The sequence below is a fragment of the Megamonas funiformis genome (assembly GCF_010669225.1).
GTDB classification, from domain to species: Bacteria; Bacillota; Negativicutes; order Selenomonadales; family Selenomonadaceae; genus Megamonas; species Megamonas funiformis.
Genome location: NZ_CP048627.1, coordinates 529,896 through 545,268, shown reverse-complemented (window position 1 = coordinate 545,268; position 15,373 = coordinate 529,896). Strand labels below are relative to the sequence as shown.

Below are 15,373 nucleotides of genomic sequence, written 5' to 3'. Positions count from 1 at the left end.
AAAAATCCATAATAAAAATATTAACCTACTAATAATCTATGGTATAATTAAAGAAAAAGTATAAAGGTGGCGATACTATGAATACTATGAAATCGAAGCATTTATTAATTTTACTATTATCTTTATTTGTATTTTGTTTTAGTAGCACAGTTTTTGCTAATAAAGCACAAGATGAAGCCATTGATTACCTCAAACAAGCTGTAGAAAATACTGCTAATGCTAAAAATTTGACTTATAAAATCAATTTATCTATGACAAGTCCACTTGCTGATGGTGATATCATTGTCGATGGTAAATACTCTGAATTAATGAATACATCTGGTAATATAAATATTTCTTTTAATAGCTGGATAGATACTATTAAATTTGAAGCTACAACTCAATTTTATACTGAGATTGCTGATACTAATTTAAATCAATATTTAAAGATGAAAACAACTCCTCTTATCAATGATATAAATCCTGACCAATGGTATATATCTAGTACAACACTTGCTGATAATGCCAATGAATTATTCTCCCAAAAAAAACAATTTAATTTAGATAAATTCACTCAAAATATCACTAATATATTTATGTATGATGTGAATAAAAATACTGCTAAAATCTATGTAACTTATACTAGACCAATTTTAGATGAAGGCATGAAGGCAGAATTAAAAACGCTTTATGCTAAAGATGATAAACAAAAGCAAAATTTAGAAAAACTAGATAATCTACTAGCCAAAAATCCTCAATTAGTAGAAAGTCTTGCTAAACCTAGAAAGATTAGTTATGAATTGACCATTGATAAAAAATCTCTATCCATAACTAATTTAAAAACAGATTTCTCCAATAATATTCAAGAATTTGGTAATGAAGTTTTAGATAGTATTCCTGATGAAGAATTTTCTGATATGAATGGTTATGTATTGCGCAATACTTTCAAAAATTATCTAAATCTCAGCAAATTCAATTTAAATATTAGAATTTCTCATCTAAACAACACTACAGTTGATGAAATTCCTCAAGAAGTAAAATCTTCTGCGCTTCCACTTCCTGAAACAGATTTACCTCAACCAACACAAACAACTCTATTATCTAAGCTTTAATAAAAAAACTCTGTTATATCCAAAATATCAATTTAGATATAGCAGAGTTTTTATTTTATATCAAATACATAAAATATCAATCATCTTTTAACAATGCTTGATAAATATCTCGTCTACTCATATTTAAAGCTTTTGCAGCCATACGCATAGCTTCTTTTTTGTTTATACCCTTTTCCATTAAGTCCTGCACATATTTCACAGGAGAGATATCTTCTTTTGTATCTTCTTGTTCATTTAACATTTCTTCAGTAATTCCAGATACAATAACTACAAATTCACCACGAGGTTCATTTTCATGGAAGAAATTTACCAATTCTTCTAAAGTGCCACGATTAAATTCTTCAAATTTTTTCGTAAGCTCTCTACAAGTTGAAGCCTGTCTATCTTTGCCTAAAACATTCATTAATTCTTTCAACATATCTTTTAGATGATATGGTGTTTCATAAAAAATCAATGTTTCTTCTCTAAGTTTTATAGCCTCTAATAATTCTTTGCGCTTTTTGCTTGTCTTGGGCAAAAATCCTATGAAAGTGAATTTTCTTGTATCTATACCAGAACAAATAAGTGCCGATAGTGCTGCATTTGCTCCAGGAATAGGCGTTACTTTTATACCTTCCTGTATTGCTAGTTGTGCTAAATGCGTACCAGGGTCAGCAATTCCTGGAAGACCTGCATCACTTACTACAGCGATATTTAATCCTTCTTGAAGTTTTGTTATAAGCTGTGGCCCTTTTTCAAATTTATTATGTTCATGATAGCTTGTAAGCGCCGTATGAATATCATAATGTGATAATAATTTTCGTGTATTTCTTGTATCTTCAGCTGCTATTAAATCTACTTCATTTAAAATTCTAACTCCACGATAAGTCATATCTTCTAAATTTCCAATAGGAGTAGCTACTAAATATAAACAGCCATTTTTATTTTCTATCATATATATTCACCTCACCTCTTACAATCTATCTGGATAATAATATTCCATTAATTTTCTTGTATAATCACCATTATCTTCATGGACAATAAGCGCTGGCTCTACACTCAATCCACCTGGAGCGCCTTCTTTGACACCTTCAATCAAGACTATATTCGGTGCTTTATCTCGTTTTGGTTGTACTAATTGCAGTCTTTTCGCTTCAATATTATATTTGTGAAAAGCCACCATGATTTCGCCTAGTCGCTCTGGCAAATGTACCATGGCAAAACGACCTTTTCTCTTCAATACAAAACTACCTGCACGCACTACATCATCAAGTGTAGCTGTTATTTCATGTCTAGCTCTTGCCACTCCATCTAAAATATTTAAATGACCTTGATTTATTTGACGATAAGGTGGATTAGATACGACAAAATCCATAGATTGAGGTTTATAATATTCTTTTATCTTGCATAAATCGCCTTCTTGAACGCAAATCTTGTCTTGAAGTTTATTCATGACCATATTGCGTTTGGCAATTTCACAAGTTACAGGATTTATCTCCAAAGCGTCCATTTTCATCGCTCTATTGGATAATAATAAGGGAATAACACCTGTTCCTGTGCCTAAATCTAATCCTTTAGCATTTTTACGTACAGTTACAAAATGTGCTAATAATACAGCATCAATGGAAAAACAAAATTCTTTATTGTTTTGAATTATTTTCAATCCGCCAGCTAATAAATCATCTATACGTTCATTTTCTTTTAAATTTAAATTCCAATCAGATATCATCGTCATCTTTTTCTACAACATCTTCCCATGAAGCCACAATAGTTTTTTTAGAGTCTAATAATACCGTTACAGTACGTTTTTGCATATTGATAGAAATAGCTTTTCCTTCGCCTTCCATAGATACTACACGACTACCTTGTTTTGGCGGAGCAATAATACTATTTTGTTTGCAACAACCTTGGTATAAATCATTTTCATATTTTAAACAACACATCAAACGACCGCAAATACCAGATATTTTTGTTGGATTTAAAGATAAACTCTGGTCTTTCGCCATGCGAATGGATACTGGCTCAAAATCGCCTAAAAAAGTAGCACAGCAAAGTGGTCTACCACAGCAACCTATTCCACCTAATAATTTTGCTTCATCACGTACGCCAATTTGACGAAGCTCAATGCGAGTATGGAATACTGCTGCCAAATCTTTTACTAATTCTCTAAAGTCAATTCTACCTTCAGCAGTGAAATAAAAAATTATCTTATTCACATCAAGAGTATATTCTACGCTGATGAGTTTCATTGGCAATTCACGCAAGCGAATTTTCTCTTCACAAATAGCATAAGCTTCTTTTTCCTTTTCGCTGTTTTCTGCCAATTTATCAATATCTTCTTGTGTTGCTTTTCTTTGTACATCTTTTAATGGCTGTACAACTTCTGAATCTGGTACATCACGTGGCCCTATAACAACTGTTCCAAATTCAACACCACGAGCAGTTTTTACTACTACGCCATCACCTTGGGCTAATTCCAATCCACCTAACCCAAAATAATATATTTTACAAGCTTTTTTAAATCTTACACCTACAACGGTCTGCACAAAGTGCCCTCCTGTCTATTTCTCGTTTATTTATTTTGCCAATCTAAAATAAATTTCTGCAAGATGAGTTTTATATCTGCATTAGAATTTAACCGTTTTAAAATCTCTTCTACTAAGGTCAATTTAGTTAATAGATTAACTTCATCATACTTGTTTTGTATATTCAATAAATCATCTTTTATATCCTGATTATAAATAATATCACTATCTTTATTAACCTTCATCAGTAATAAGTCTCTCAATAGCATTTGTAAATGACTCATTATATCATTTATCTTATTTCGCTCAAAACTTGATAATTCATCAATAAATGACCATATATCTTTTATGGAAAAATTGTCTTGAAGACAAGATAACGCCTTTTGTCTTAAGGCTAGAGCATCATCATCAATAAATTGCATAGCTTTTAATATACTGCCACCAGACAATCTAGCAATGATTTTAGCTTTATCTTCTTCAATCTGTATTTTTTGTTGTAAAACCTTCGCCACATCTAGATAAGAAAGAGGCGCAAAATATATCTTCATACAACGCGATAATATAGTAGGCAGTATCATATCTTTATTAGAAGTGATTAAAATAAAAAACACTTCACCTATTGGCTCTTCTAGAGTCTTAAGCAAACTGTTTCCTGCTGTATCATTTAAATATTGAGCATCATTTATAATCACCACTTGTTTATCTGACAGATATGGCGATAAAGCTATTTTTGCTTGTATTTGACGAATTTGCTCAATCTTAATCAATTTTCTTGTTTTACCTTCTGGCTCCAAATAATAAAAATCAGGGTGATTTTGTTCATCAAACATCTTGCAAGAATTACAATAACCACAAGCCATATTGCCTTGTTGCGAATTACAGCAAAGTAGCGATTTAGCTAACATCTTAGCCGTCAATAATTTACCAATACCATCAATTCCTGAAAATAATAAGGCATGAGGCAATTTATTTTCTTGCAATAATAATTGTAAATCCGCTTTTATTTGCTCATGCCCATAAATATTTTGCCAACTAATCATCTTAATTTATGTAGATAAACTTATCTAAAAGTTCATCTATTTGCTTATGATATTGTGTCAAAGATACTGTATCTTCATTTTCAATACATTGATTGATATTTAATAATAAATCATCTACTTTATTTGCATAATCGTATAAATTATATTGTGATAATTCCTCTTTAGCAGAACTCATCACGACAATATAAAATTGTTTTACAGCCATAGTTACAAAATCTTTAATGAGTGTTTGATATACTTGCATCTGTTCATTATTAGGATTTTGCAATAATAATTTATATTCATCATCTACTTTTACGCGTTGCATCTGTATCATGGAATAGAAATCATCTTTCAATATGCTATTCTTTTCTTGACTCATACTGAACATCCTTTACTCTTACATATATTTAGATAGCAAAATTTTCATTAATAAAAAAGTTTTAGCCATAATTTATTTTTTATGACTAAAACTTAGTATATCATAAAGCTATTTAATTATAAAGTTTATAGACTTTTATCTACTATTTTTATTTAATCAGACCTTGAATTTTTTGCCAAACATCTTCATGAATTTCTTCTATAGTTCTTAACTGATTATCCTTTGCACATTCTACGATATCCCAATCATAGCGATTTGCCATTTCTTGATAAACTTCATGGCATTTTTCTAAATAATTTTTATCCTGTTCATGAATATCTTTTTTGCGATTATCTTTTTTAGCTCTATTATCAATCAATTTATTGCTGATATCTGGTGGCATATTCAAGAAAATAACTTTATCCGGCACTGGAAGTCCCATTTTCGTAAATTCTGTATCCCAAAGCCATGATAAAAATTCATCACGCATTTTGCTATCTTCTATTTTTACAGCTTGATGAACCATATTAGAAGTAGTATATCTATCCGCTAAAATAATAGTGCCTTCTTCGTAATCTTTTTTCCATTTCATGCGATATGAAGCATATCTATCCACAGCAAATAATACAGAAGCAGCATAGGCATTTACATCATCTACATGACCGCCAAACTCACCTTGCAAATACATTTTTACCGGTGTACATGCTGGACTTTCATAATCTGGATACTCTATTTTTTTTACCTTGTAACCTGCTTGATTTAATCTATCATATAAAAGCTTAGTTTGTGTAGCTTTACCACAACCATCACCAGCTTCAATGATTATGAGCTTTCCTTTCACCATTATTCCTCCACTATATTAATATTTTCTAAATTCGTATCTTCTGGGCCTATTATATTGCCCCCGTTTTGTTTTTGCAACAATACATAATCAATAATTTCTTGACTTATTTCTTCCCCTGGATAAATCACAGGTATTCCCGGTGGATAAAATGTAATCAATTCCCCAGCTATTTTGCCTACACTTTGCTCAAATTTTACTTTCTTCGTCTTAGCAAACATTGCTTGTCTTGGTGATAAAACATAATGAGGAATACTTGGCAAATTAATCTGTACTAAAGGATTTGTCTCTTTATCCTGAAAAGATTTTGCTAATTCTTGCAAAGCATTTAATAAATACTCACATTCTTTCTCACTATCAGCGTAAGAAATAATGAATAATAAATTATACATATCGGATAATTCACATTGAATTTTATATTTATGTCGCAAAATCTGTTCTGCCTGAGCTCCACTTATCCCCAATTTACGCACACAAACAGTTATTTTTGTTACATCTAAATCATATTTGCCTTCACTGTTCATATATTCACGACCAAAACAGCTTAAATTGGGGATTTTATTGATTTGCTCACGTAAATCTTCCGCTAATTGCACAGCTCTACCGACTAAATCTCTACCTTCCATTGCCATCTGTCTGCGTGCTATATCAAGTGAAGCTAACAATAAATAATTAGGGCTTGTCGACTGCACTAAACTGCACATTTTATTAAAACGCTCTATATCTACGTGTTGTTTTTTCATATGCAATAAAGAAGTTTGCGTCATTGAACCTACTATTTTATGCGTACTTTGTGCAACAATATCTGCTCCTGCTGATAATGCTTGTATTGGCAATTTATCGCAAAAAGCTAAGTGTGGCCCATGTGCTTCATCAACTAATAATAACATATTATTTTCATGCACTAAATTAGCTATACTTTGTATATCCCCTGCCACTCCATAATATGTAGGATAAACCATTACTACAGCTTTAGCATCTTTATTTTCACGTATTACTTTTTCTAATTCAGTTTTCGTAATGCTCATAGCAATACCTAAATTTTCATCTATTTCTGGTTGAATAAATACAGGTATCGCCCCAGCCAAAACCAAACCGCCAAGTACGGAACGATGTGCATTTCTAGGTATGATGATTTTATCACCAGAATTTACAGCTGTTAAAATCATCGCATGAATAGCACCTGTTGTTCCATTGATAAAAAATCTAGTTTCATCTGCACCATATAAATCACTTGCCAAATCTTGTGCCTGTTTTATACACGTAGAAGCTCCATGTATATCATCTAATTCTTCCATCAAAGATACTTCCATCTTAAGACCTGTATCTGTTATCATTTCATGAAGTTCATTTGCAGCACCTTTGCCTTGTTTATGTCCTGGTGTATGAAAAGCCATTGCTTTATCTTCAATATATTTTTTCATTGCTGTATACAAAGGTGTATTATTTTGCTCCATCAAAAAACCTCCTTTTAAAACTAAATCTAGTATATCATAAAAAAAATTCCTATATAAAAATATAGGAATTTTAATCTCAATATTAAATAAATTAATTTTAACTATTTTACTTTATTTATTTCTTTTATTTGCCACTATCATTCTAACGACAGTTACAACTACAAATGCCCCTACTAAACCTAACATTATTTCCATAAAAGAACTATATCCTTCTTGGCTTTCAGGAGACATTGTAAAAAATATACCACATAAAACTAAAACAATCACTAATAAATTGGCAATAGATGCTTTATTTATGGTATTTCCTCCTCTCAAAAATACTATTCTAATGCCACTGTTTTTGGTAAAGAAAAGCCATTAAAAGTTGTAGCTGATACTTTACTATAAGCCCCAGCATTTAAGGCTATTAATAAATCACCCTCATCTAATTTAGGGCAATACATTTCTTTTTTTACTATATCCAACGAATCACAACTTGGGCCTGCTATAGTGGCTTTTTCATAAGTATTATCTTCATCTTTCAATGATATTATATCATAATCCCAATGGTCAAATAAAATTCCCGAAAAAGAACCATATATACCATCATCTATATAATACCATTGTTTTTCATCACGCATTTGTTTACCAATTATAGAAGTAATCACATTTACTGCATTACCGCAAATATATCGACCAGGTTCAGCCCAAACTTCTACATCTTCAAAATCAACTAAACAATCATTTATATTTTTCATGATTTTTTCTGCATCAACATCTTTATCTAAACATGCTACAGGTAAACCGCCACCGATATCCATATATTTTATATCAATCCCACTAGCTTTTAATCTATCTATTAAACCTCGTGCTAATGAAAATGCCCTTTCATATGATTTTGTAGATAAAACCTGACTACCTACATGAAAACATATCCCATTTGCTTTTAAACCATTTGCTTTTGCATAATTTAATAAATCTAAAATTTTAGTTTCATCTGCACCAAATTTTATATTTAAATTCACAATAGCATCAGATTGTTTAATCTTCACACGAGCTAAAACTTCTGCATCTGGTACATATTTTTTTATTTTATCAATTTCATTTTCACTGTCAAAAGTAAATCGCTTTATACCTACCTTACTAGCTTCAATCAGCCCTTCTATCGTCTTTACAGGATTAGCATAAATCATTTTCTCCCCTGATACACCCATTTTAGACAATAGCCTTATCTCTCCGGCTGAAGCGACATCAAAATTAGAGCCTAATTTTATCAGCTTTTCCAAAATACATTTCGCTGAATTAGCTTTGATTGCATAAAAAACCTTCAACCTCGGTATATGTTTGCACAATAAATTATAATTTTCCTCAATATGCTCTAAAGAAATCACCTCTAATGGTGTAGCATATTTTTGTGCTAACATTGTAGCTTCTTCTTTTGTCAGTTTAAAACTTTTCATAACACTCCCCTTATTCTTCGCACAGTATCTTTGATGTGCATTAACAAATGATGTTTATAAAACGCATTTTATAAACTTACAACATTATACTACTTTTTAACTAAAATTGTTATAAAATTTTATTATTTTTATGTAAAAATACAAAAAAGACGATTGCCATAGACAATCGTCTTTTTCTATAAAAATATTTACTACTTATTAAAGAACAGATTTAACAGTATTTACTACATTTTCAGTAGTGAAGCCGAATTTTTTGAATAAGATACCAGCAGGAGCAGAAGCACCGAAACCATGCATAGTTACAACAGCACCATCTAAACCTACATATTTACCCCAACCAAAATCAGTACCAGCTTCTACAGCTACACGTGCGCGGATAGCTTTTGGAAGAACTGCTTCTTTGTATTCAGCGGATTGTTGTTCAAATAAGTCTACGCAAGGCATACTTACTACGCGAACATCAATATCTTCTTTTGCTAATTCTGCTTTAGCATCTAAAGCTAAAGATACTTCTGAACCAGTTGCGATAATGATTGCATCTGGAATTTCTTTAGTGGAATCAGCGATTACATAACCACCTTTTAATGCTTCTTTGGAGCTACCAGGAAGCTGTGGTAAGTTCTGACGAGTCAATACAAGACCTGTTGGAGTAGTTTTGCTTGTTACAGCTAAATACCAACCAGCAGCTGTTTCTGTAGCATCAGCTGGACGGAATAAGTTGAAGTTTGGTAAAGAACGAAGCATAGCATATTGTTCAATAGGTTCATGTGTAGGACCATCTTCACCAACACCGATACTATCATGAGTGAATACCATTGTTACAGGTAAGTTCATCAAGGAAGCTAAACGAAGCATTGGTTTTGTATAATCGCTAAATACGAAGAATGTAGCACCATAAGAGATTAAACCACCATGTAATTGAATACCATTTACGATAGCTGCCATAGCGAATTCACGAACACCAAAGTGTAAGTTTCTGCCAAGATAATCATCTTTGCTGAAATCGCCAGCATCATTCATATGAGTTTTGTTAGAAGGAGCAAGGTCAGCACTACCACCGAAGAGATTTGGTAATCTATCTTTTAAGCGGTTGATCATTGTACCAGAAAGAGCACGAGTTGCTACTGCTTTATCTTCATAAGCCCAGAATTCTTCATCTTCAAGAAGACCTTTAGCATCAACTTCACCGAAGTATTTATCCCAAAGAGCTTTTAATTCAGGGTATTTTGCACAATAATCAGCAAAGAGTGTATTCCAAGCTTCTTCAGCTTTAGCACCATTTTCAGCTAATTTATTGTAGTTATCATAAACTTCTTGTGGAACATAGAAAGCTTCTTCACTTTCCCAGCCTAAGAATTCTCTCATAGCTTTTACATTGTCTACACCAAGAGGTTCACCATGAGCGGAAGCTTTACCTTGTTTTGCAGGGCAACCATAACCGATTTGAGTTCTAACAGTGATGAAAGAAGGACGAGTTTTATCAGCTTTTGCTTTTTCAATAGCTTTGCCGATAGCTTCTAAATCGTTACCATCTTCAACAGTGATAGTTTGGAAACCAAATGCTTCCATACGTTTTTGTACATTTTCAGTGAAAGCAATATCTGTGCTACCTTCAATGGAGATTTTGTTGCTATCATAAATAACGATTAATTTGCTAAGACCTAATGTACCAGCTAAAGAAAATGCTTCAGAAGAAATACCTTCCATCATACAGCCATCTCCACCTAATACATAAGTGTAGTGGTCTACAACAGGGAATTCTGGTTTATTGAAAGTTGCAGCTAAATGAGCTTCAGCCATAGCCATACCAACAGCCATACCCATACCAGCACCAAGTGGACCAGTAGTAGCTTCAACACCAACAGTATGACCATATTCTGGATGACCTGGAGTTAAGGAACCATCTTGACGGAAATTTTTAAGATCTTCTACAGTTAAGCCATAACCAAATAAATGTAAAAGAGCATAAAGCATAGAAGAACCATGTCCACCGGATAAAATGAAACGGTCACGATTAACCCATTTAGGATTTTTAGGATTGTGGTTCATATGTTTGCCCCAAAGTTCATAAGCAACTGGTGCACAGCCAAGTGGAAGACCTGGATGTCCAGAATTTGCTTTCTGTACTTCATCTGCTGCTAATACACGAATGGCATTAACTGATAAATTATTAATGTCTGTCATTTTTTACTACCCCTTTTTTAATTTTAGGATTTATATATATTTTTATATATTTTTAAATATTTTATATAAACTTATATACCTCCTAATGTTGTATTACAACTTTCTTTAACAAAATACAACTTATCTAATCAAACAAATTTTATTATAATGGATATTTCATTTTTTTTCAACAAATAGATTTATAAAGTATCAATAAATCTATATTTTTTCTTTTTTTATAATTAATTTCATAAAAAATTAATTTCATAAAAAAGAAAAGCAAGATACAATAAAGTATCTTGCTTTTTATTAATCTTATTCAGTAACTGTAGTTTCTTCTTGTGCTTCATGTTCAGCAGCATCTAAATCTACTACATTAATATTTCTATATCTACTCATACCAGTACCAGCAGGAATTAATTTACCGATGATAACATTTTCCTTAAGACCGATAAGTGGATCAACCTTACCTTTGATAGCTGCATCAGTAAGAACACGAGTAGTTTCTTGGAATGATGCTGCAGATAAGAAGGAATCTGTTGCCAAGGAAGCTTTTGTAATACCTAAGAGGATTGGACGAGCAACGGCTGGAATACCGCCTTCTTCAATAGCTTTAGCATTTGCAGATTCAAAGCTATTGATATCAATATATTCGCCAGGGAGGAAATCAGTGTCACCAGAATCTTCAATTTTAACTTTATGAAGCATCTGACGAACCATAACTTCAATATGTTTATCGTTGATACCAACACCCTGAGATTTATATACTTTTTGTACTTCGTATACGAGGTAACGCTGAGTTTCACGTAAACCACAAATACGTAAGATATCATGTGGATTAATAGAACCTTCAGTGATTTTATCACCAGGTTTAATTCTTGCACCATTTTTAACAATGAGACGAGAACCATAAGGAATTAAATATTCTCTAGATTCGCCTTCATCTGGTGTAATAGTAACTATGCGCATTTCTTTATCTTCGGAAATGAGAACAGTACCTTCGATTTCAGCAATGATAGCATGATGTTTTGGTTTTCTTGCTTCGAACAATTCTTCAACACGTGGAAGACCCTGTGTGATATCTTCGTCACTGGCAACCCCACCGGAGTGGAATGTACGCATTGTAAGCTGTGTACCAGGTTCACCGATAGATTGAGCAGCGATAATACCAACTGCTTCACCAACTTCAACCTGATTAGCTGTAGCAAGGTCTTGACCATAACATTTAATACATACACCAAGCTGAGATTTACATGTGAGTACGCTACGAATAGAAACTTTTTCACGTACTTTACAAATTGCTTTAGCAAGAGCTGGTGTAACAGTTTCGTTAAGAGAAGCGATTTTTTCACCAGTAGCAGGATCAATGATATCTTCAGCTAATACACGTCCTACGATACGATCTTCAAGAGATTCGATAATACCGTTACCTTCTTTAATAGCTTCAACTTCGATACCACGAATGTTGTTATTGCGAACTTTAACTTCTTTCGCATCGCTATTTAATACAGCTTCGATATATTCTTCTGTAAGTGGTGTATTTGCAGGAATGATTTCTGCGCCTGTGCTATCATAAACAGCATCAGTTGTATTTTTACCAAGCATTTCATGCATCATAGCATGTTTAATGGATTTACGTACATTTTCTTCAGGAGCACCAAGAGCTATTGTTTCAGTGGACATGGAGTTGAGTCCTTCATAAATAGCGGAACCTTTGAGTACGATTTCGCTAACATTATATTCACCAATAGTATTAAGAGCTTCTTCATCAAGTGTAGTATCTGCAGCATAAAGAACTTCGCCTGTTTTTGGACTAACGATATCATTTGCAAGCACACGGCCTTTTAAGCTATCGCCAAGTTCTTTGATTGCAGCGCTAGAAGATGCAGCGAGTTTTGCACGTTCACGTACGAGGTTAATACCTACAACGTCACAGTCATCTTCACGAACGATAACGTCTTGAGCAACGTCAACAAGACGACGAGTGAGGTAACCAGAGTCAGCTGTTCTAAGTGCTGTATCGGCAAGACCTTTACGAGCACCATGAGAAGAAATAAAGTAATCAGACACTGTTAAGCCTTCACGGAAGTTTGCTTTGATTGGTAAGTCGATGATTTTACCAGATGGATCAGCCATAAGACCACGCATACCAGCGAGCTGACGCATCTGCTGTCTGTTACCGCGGGCACCGGAGTCAGCCATCATGAAGATATTATTGAATGTATCCATGTTAGCCATCATCGCATCAGCAACGTCATCTGTAGCATCGCTCCAAAGTTTTACAACTTTCTTATAACGTTCGTCTTCAGTGATAAGACCACGATTATAGTCGCGTTCAACACGGTTAACAACTTTTTCTGTAGCTGCCAAAATTTCTTTCTTTTCTGGTGGAACAATAATATCAGAGATAGCAACTGTCATACCAGCAAGACAAGCATAATGGTAACCTAAGTTTTTAACATTATCAATTACTTCAGCAGTTTTAGAACCACCAAATGTTTCAAAGCATCTAGCAACTAATTTACCAAGTTCTTTTTTACCTGTTTTGTAACCGAGATACCATTGTCCAGAGTTACCACCATGAACAATAGCTTCTTTAGCATCACTAGCAAGTAAGTTTTTAATATAACCAGCATCAACAGCTGTATCGGCTGGAACGATTTCTTTACCTTCGCTATTAACGATTGGCTCAGCCATCTTTTTACCTTTTAAGCCTTTAATTAAAGCTTCACGAGCTTCTGGTGTATCAGCTTCTAAGGAAACTTTTGTTACTTGATAGAAATCGCGAATTTCAGGAGGAAGAATTTCATTGAAAATCATACGACCAAGAGTTGTTTTTACAAGGCCATATCCTTCCATACGAACCTGAATTAATGCTTGTAATTGAAGATTTTTATGTTGATGAGCTAAAATAGCTTCATTTATACCAGTAAATACTTTTCCTTCTCCTTGTGCATTTGGACGAAGGATTGTTAAATAGTAAGAACCAAGTACCATATCCTGAGATGGAGTGATAATTGGGCCACCATCTTTTGGTGCTAAGATGTGGTTAGCAGCAAGCATTAAAATACGAGCTTCTGCTTGAGCTTCTGCTGAAAGTGGAAGGTGAATAGCCATCTGGTCACCATCGAAGTCAGCGTTGTAAGCTGTACAAGCAAGTGGATGTAATTTAAGTGCACGACCTTCTGTGAGTACAGGTTCAAAAGCCTGAATACCAAGACGGTGAAGCGTAGGGGCACGGTTTAAAAGAACTGGATGTTCTTTAATAACTTCTTCTAATACATCCCAAACTTCTGGACGAATACGTTCAACCATGCGTTTTGCAGATTTAATATTGTGTGCAAGTCCAGAATTTACAAGTTTTTTCATTACAAATGGTTTGAATAATTCAAGAGCCATTTCTTTTGGTAAACCACATTGATGAAGTTTAAGTTCAGGACCTACAACGATAACGGAACGACCAGAGTAGTCAACACGTTTACCTAATAAGTTCTGACGGAAACGACCTTGTTTACCTTTGAGCATATCACTTAAAGATTTAAGTGGACGGTTACCAGGGCCTGTTACAGCACGACCACGGCGACCATTATCGATAAGTGCGTCAACTGCTTCTTGAAGCATACGTTTTTCATTGCGCACGATAATATCTGGTGCACCTAAGTCTAATAAACGTTTTAAACGATTATTACGGTTGATAACACGACGATATAAATCATTTAAGTCAGACGTAGCAAAACGACCACCATCTAATTGAACCATTGGACGTAATTCTGGTGGAATAACTGGTACTACATCAAGAATCATCCAAGATGGTTTATTGCCAGATTTACGGAAAGCTTCTACTACTTCTAAGCGACGAATAGCACGAACTTTACGCTGACCGCTAGAAGTACGAAGTTCTTCACGTAATTCTTTATTCATTTTATCTAAATCTAATTCTTCTAAAAGCTGTTTTACCGCTTCAGCACCCATGCCTACTTTGAAGCTAGAGCCATATTTATCATAATACTCACGGTATTCATTTTCGGATAAAAGTTGCTTTTTAATAAGAGGTGTATCGCCTGGATCTAATACTATATAAGAAGCAAAGTATAATACTTTCTCTAAAGAACGAGGTGATACATCTAAGATAAGACCCATACGACTTGGAATGCCTTTAAAGTACCAAATGTGAGATACTGGTGCAGCGAGCTCTATATGACCCATACGTTCACGACGTACTTTTGCACGAGTTACTTCTACGCCACAACGGTCACAGACAATACCTTTATAACGAATGCGTTTGTATTTACCGCAATGACATTCCCAGTCACGTGTAGGACCAAAAATTCTTTCACAGAACAAACCATCACGTTCAGGTTTTAAAGTACGATAATTGATAGTTTCTGGTTTTTTTACTTCGCCATAAGACCATTCACGAATCTTTTCTGGAGAAGCTAGTCCTATGCGCATAGAATCAAAATTATTTACATCTAACAAGGGGCTGTCACTCCCTTTC

Annotated in this window: 12 protein-coding genes; 1 reads left to right on the top strand and 11 read right to left on the bottom strand. The window is 33.7% G+C overall.

All coding sequences use genetic code 11. The features are described from left to right. The first annotated feature begins 77 nt into the window (after positions 1-77). Positions 78-1,091 carry a hypothetical protein gene (locus GXM21_RS02660; RefSeq protein WP_008538721.1) on the top strand — a complete coding sequence of 338 codons (1,014 nt, stop codon included), beginning with the start codon at positions 78-80 and terminating at the stop codon, positions 1,089-1,091. 76 nt (positions 1,092-1,167) lie between these two features. On the opposite strand, the gene rsmI is transcribed toward GXM21_RS02660, so the two are convergent. From rsmI to rpoC, 11 genes are all read right to left on the bottom strand, one after another. Next, positions 1,168-2,025 carry a 16S rRNA (cytidine(1402)-2'-O)-methyltransferase gene (gene rsmI / locus GXM21_RS02655; RefSeq protein WP_008538722.1) on the bottom strand — a complete coding sequence of 286 codons (858 nt, stop codon included), beginning with the start codon at positions 2,023-2,025 and terminating at the stop codon, positions 1,168-1,170. 18 nt (positions 2,026-2,043) lie between these two features. Next, complete coding sequence (locus GXM21_RS02650) at positions 2,044-2,799, bottom strand: tRNA1(Val) (adenine(37)-N6)-methyltransferase (RefSeq protein WP_018999623.1); 756 nt, start codon at positions 2,797-2,799, stop codon at positions 2,044-2,046. Then, positions 2,789-3,616 carry a PSP1 domain-containing protein gene (locus tag GXM21_RS02645; protein ID WP_008538724.1) on the bottom strand — a complete coding sequence of 276 codons (828 nt, stop codon included), beginning with the start codon at positions 3,614-3,616 and terminating at the stop codon, positions 2,789-2,791. Before GXM21_RS02645 ends, GXM21_RS02650 begins: the two co-directional genes overlap by 11 nt. Positions 3,617-3,642: 26 nt before the next feature. Further along, the gene (holB, locus tag GXM21_RS02640) at positions 3,643-4,635 is read right to left on the bottom strand and encodes a DNA polymerase III subunit delta' (protein WP_008538725.1); all 993 of its coding nucleotides are present in this window, start codon (positions 4,633-4,635) and stop codon (positions 3,643-3,645) included. Position 4,636: 1 nt separating this feature from the next. After that, positions 4,637-4,996: a hypothetical protein gene (locus GXM21_RS02635; protein ID WP_008538726.1), complete on the bottom strand. Its 360-nt coding sequence runs from the start codon at positions 4,994-4,996 to the stop codon at positions 4,637-4,639. A gap of 148 nt (positions 4,997-5,144) precedes the next feature. After that, complete coding sequence (locus GXM21_RS02630; protein ID WP_008538727.1) at positions 5,145-5,819, bottom strand: dTMP kinase; 675 nt, start codon at positions 5,817-5,819, stop codon at positions 5,145-5,147. After that, the gene (locus GXM21_RS02625; RefSeq protein WP_008538728.1) at positions 5,819-7,273 is read right to left on the bottom strand and encodes an aminotransferase class I/II-fold pyridoxal phosphate-dependent enzyme; all 1,455 of its coding nucleotides are present in this window, start codon (positions 7,271-7,273) and stop codon (positions 5,819-5,821) included. The genes GXM21_RS02630 and GXM21_RS02625 overlap by 1 nt, the downstream gene beginning before the upstream one ends. A 111-nt stretch (positions 7,274-7,384) precedes the next feature. Continuing rightward, a complete protein-coding gene (locus GXM21_RS02620) occupies positions 7,385-7,588 on the bottom strand; it encodes a hypothetical protein (protein ID WP_039881336.1) in 204 nt (67 codons plus the stop codon). Positions 7,589-7,593: 5 nt separating this feature from the next. Continuing rightward, complete coding sequence (locus tag GXM21_RS02615; protein WP_008538730.1) at positions 7,594-8,712, bottom strand: type III PLP-dependent enzyme; 1,119 nt, start codon at positions 8,710-8,712, stop codon at positions 7,594-7,596. Positions 8,713-8,910: 198 nt separating this feature from the next. Continuing rightward, a complete protein-coding gene (tkt, locus tag GXM21_RS02610) occupies positions 8,911-10,896 on the bottom strand; it encodes a transketolase (RefSeq protein ID WP_008538731.1) in 1,986 nt (661 codons plus the stop codon). A 294-nt stretch (positions 10,897-11,190) separates the two neighbouring features. Continuing rightward, positions 11,191-15,354, bottom strand: a complete 4,164-nt coding sequence (gene rpoC / locus GXM21_RS02605) for a DNA-directed RNA polymerase subunit beta' (RefSeq protein WP_008538732.1) — start codon at positions 15,352-15,354, stop codon at positions 11,191-11,193. Positions 15,355-15,373: the final 19 nt, after the last annotated feature.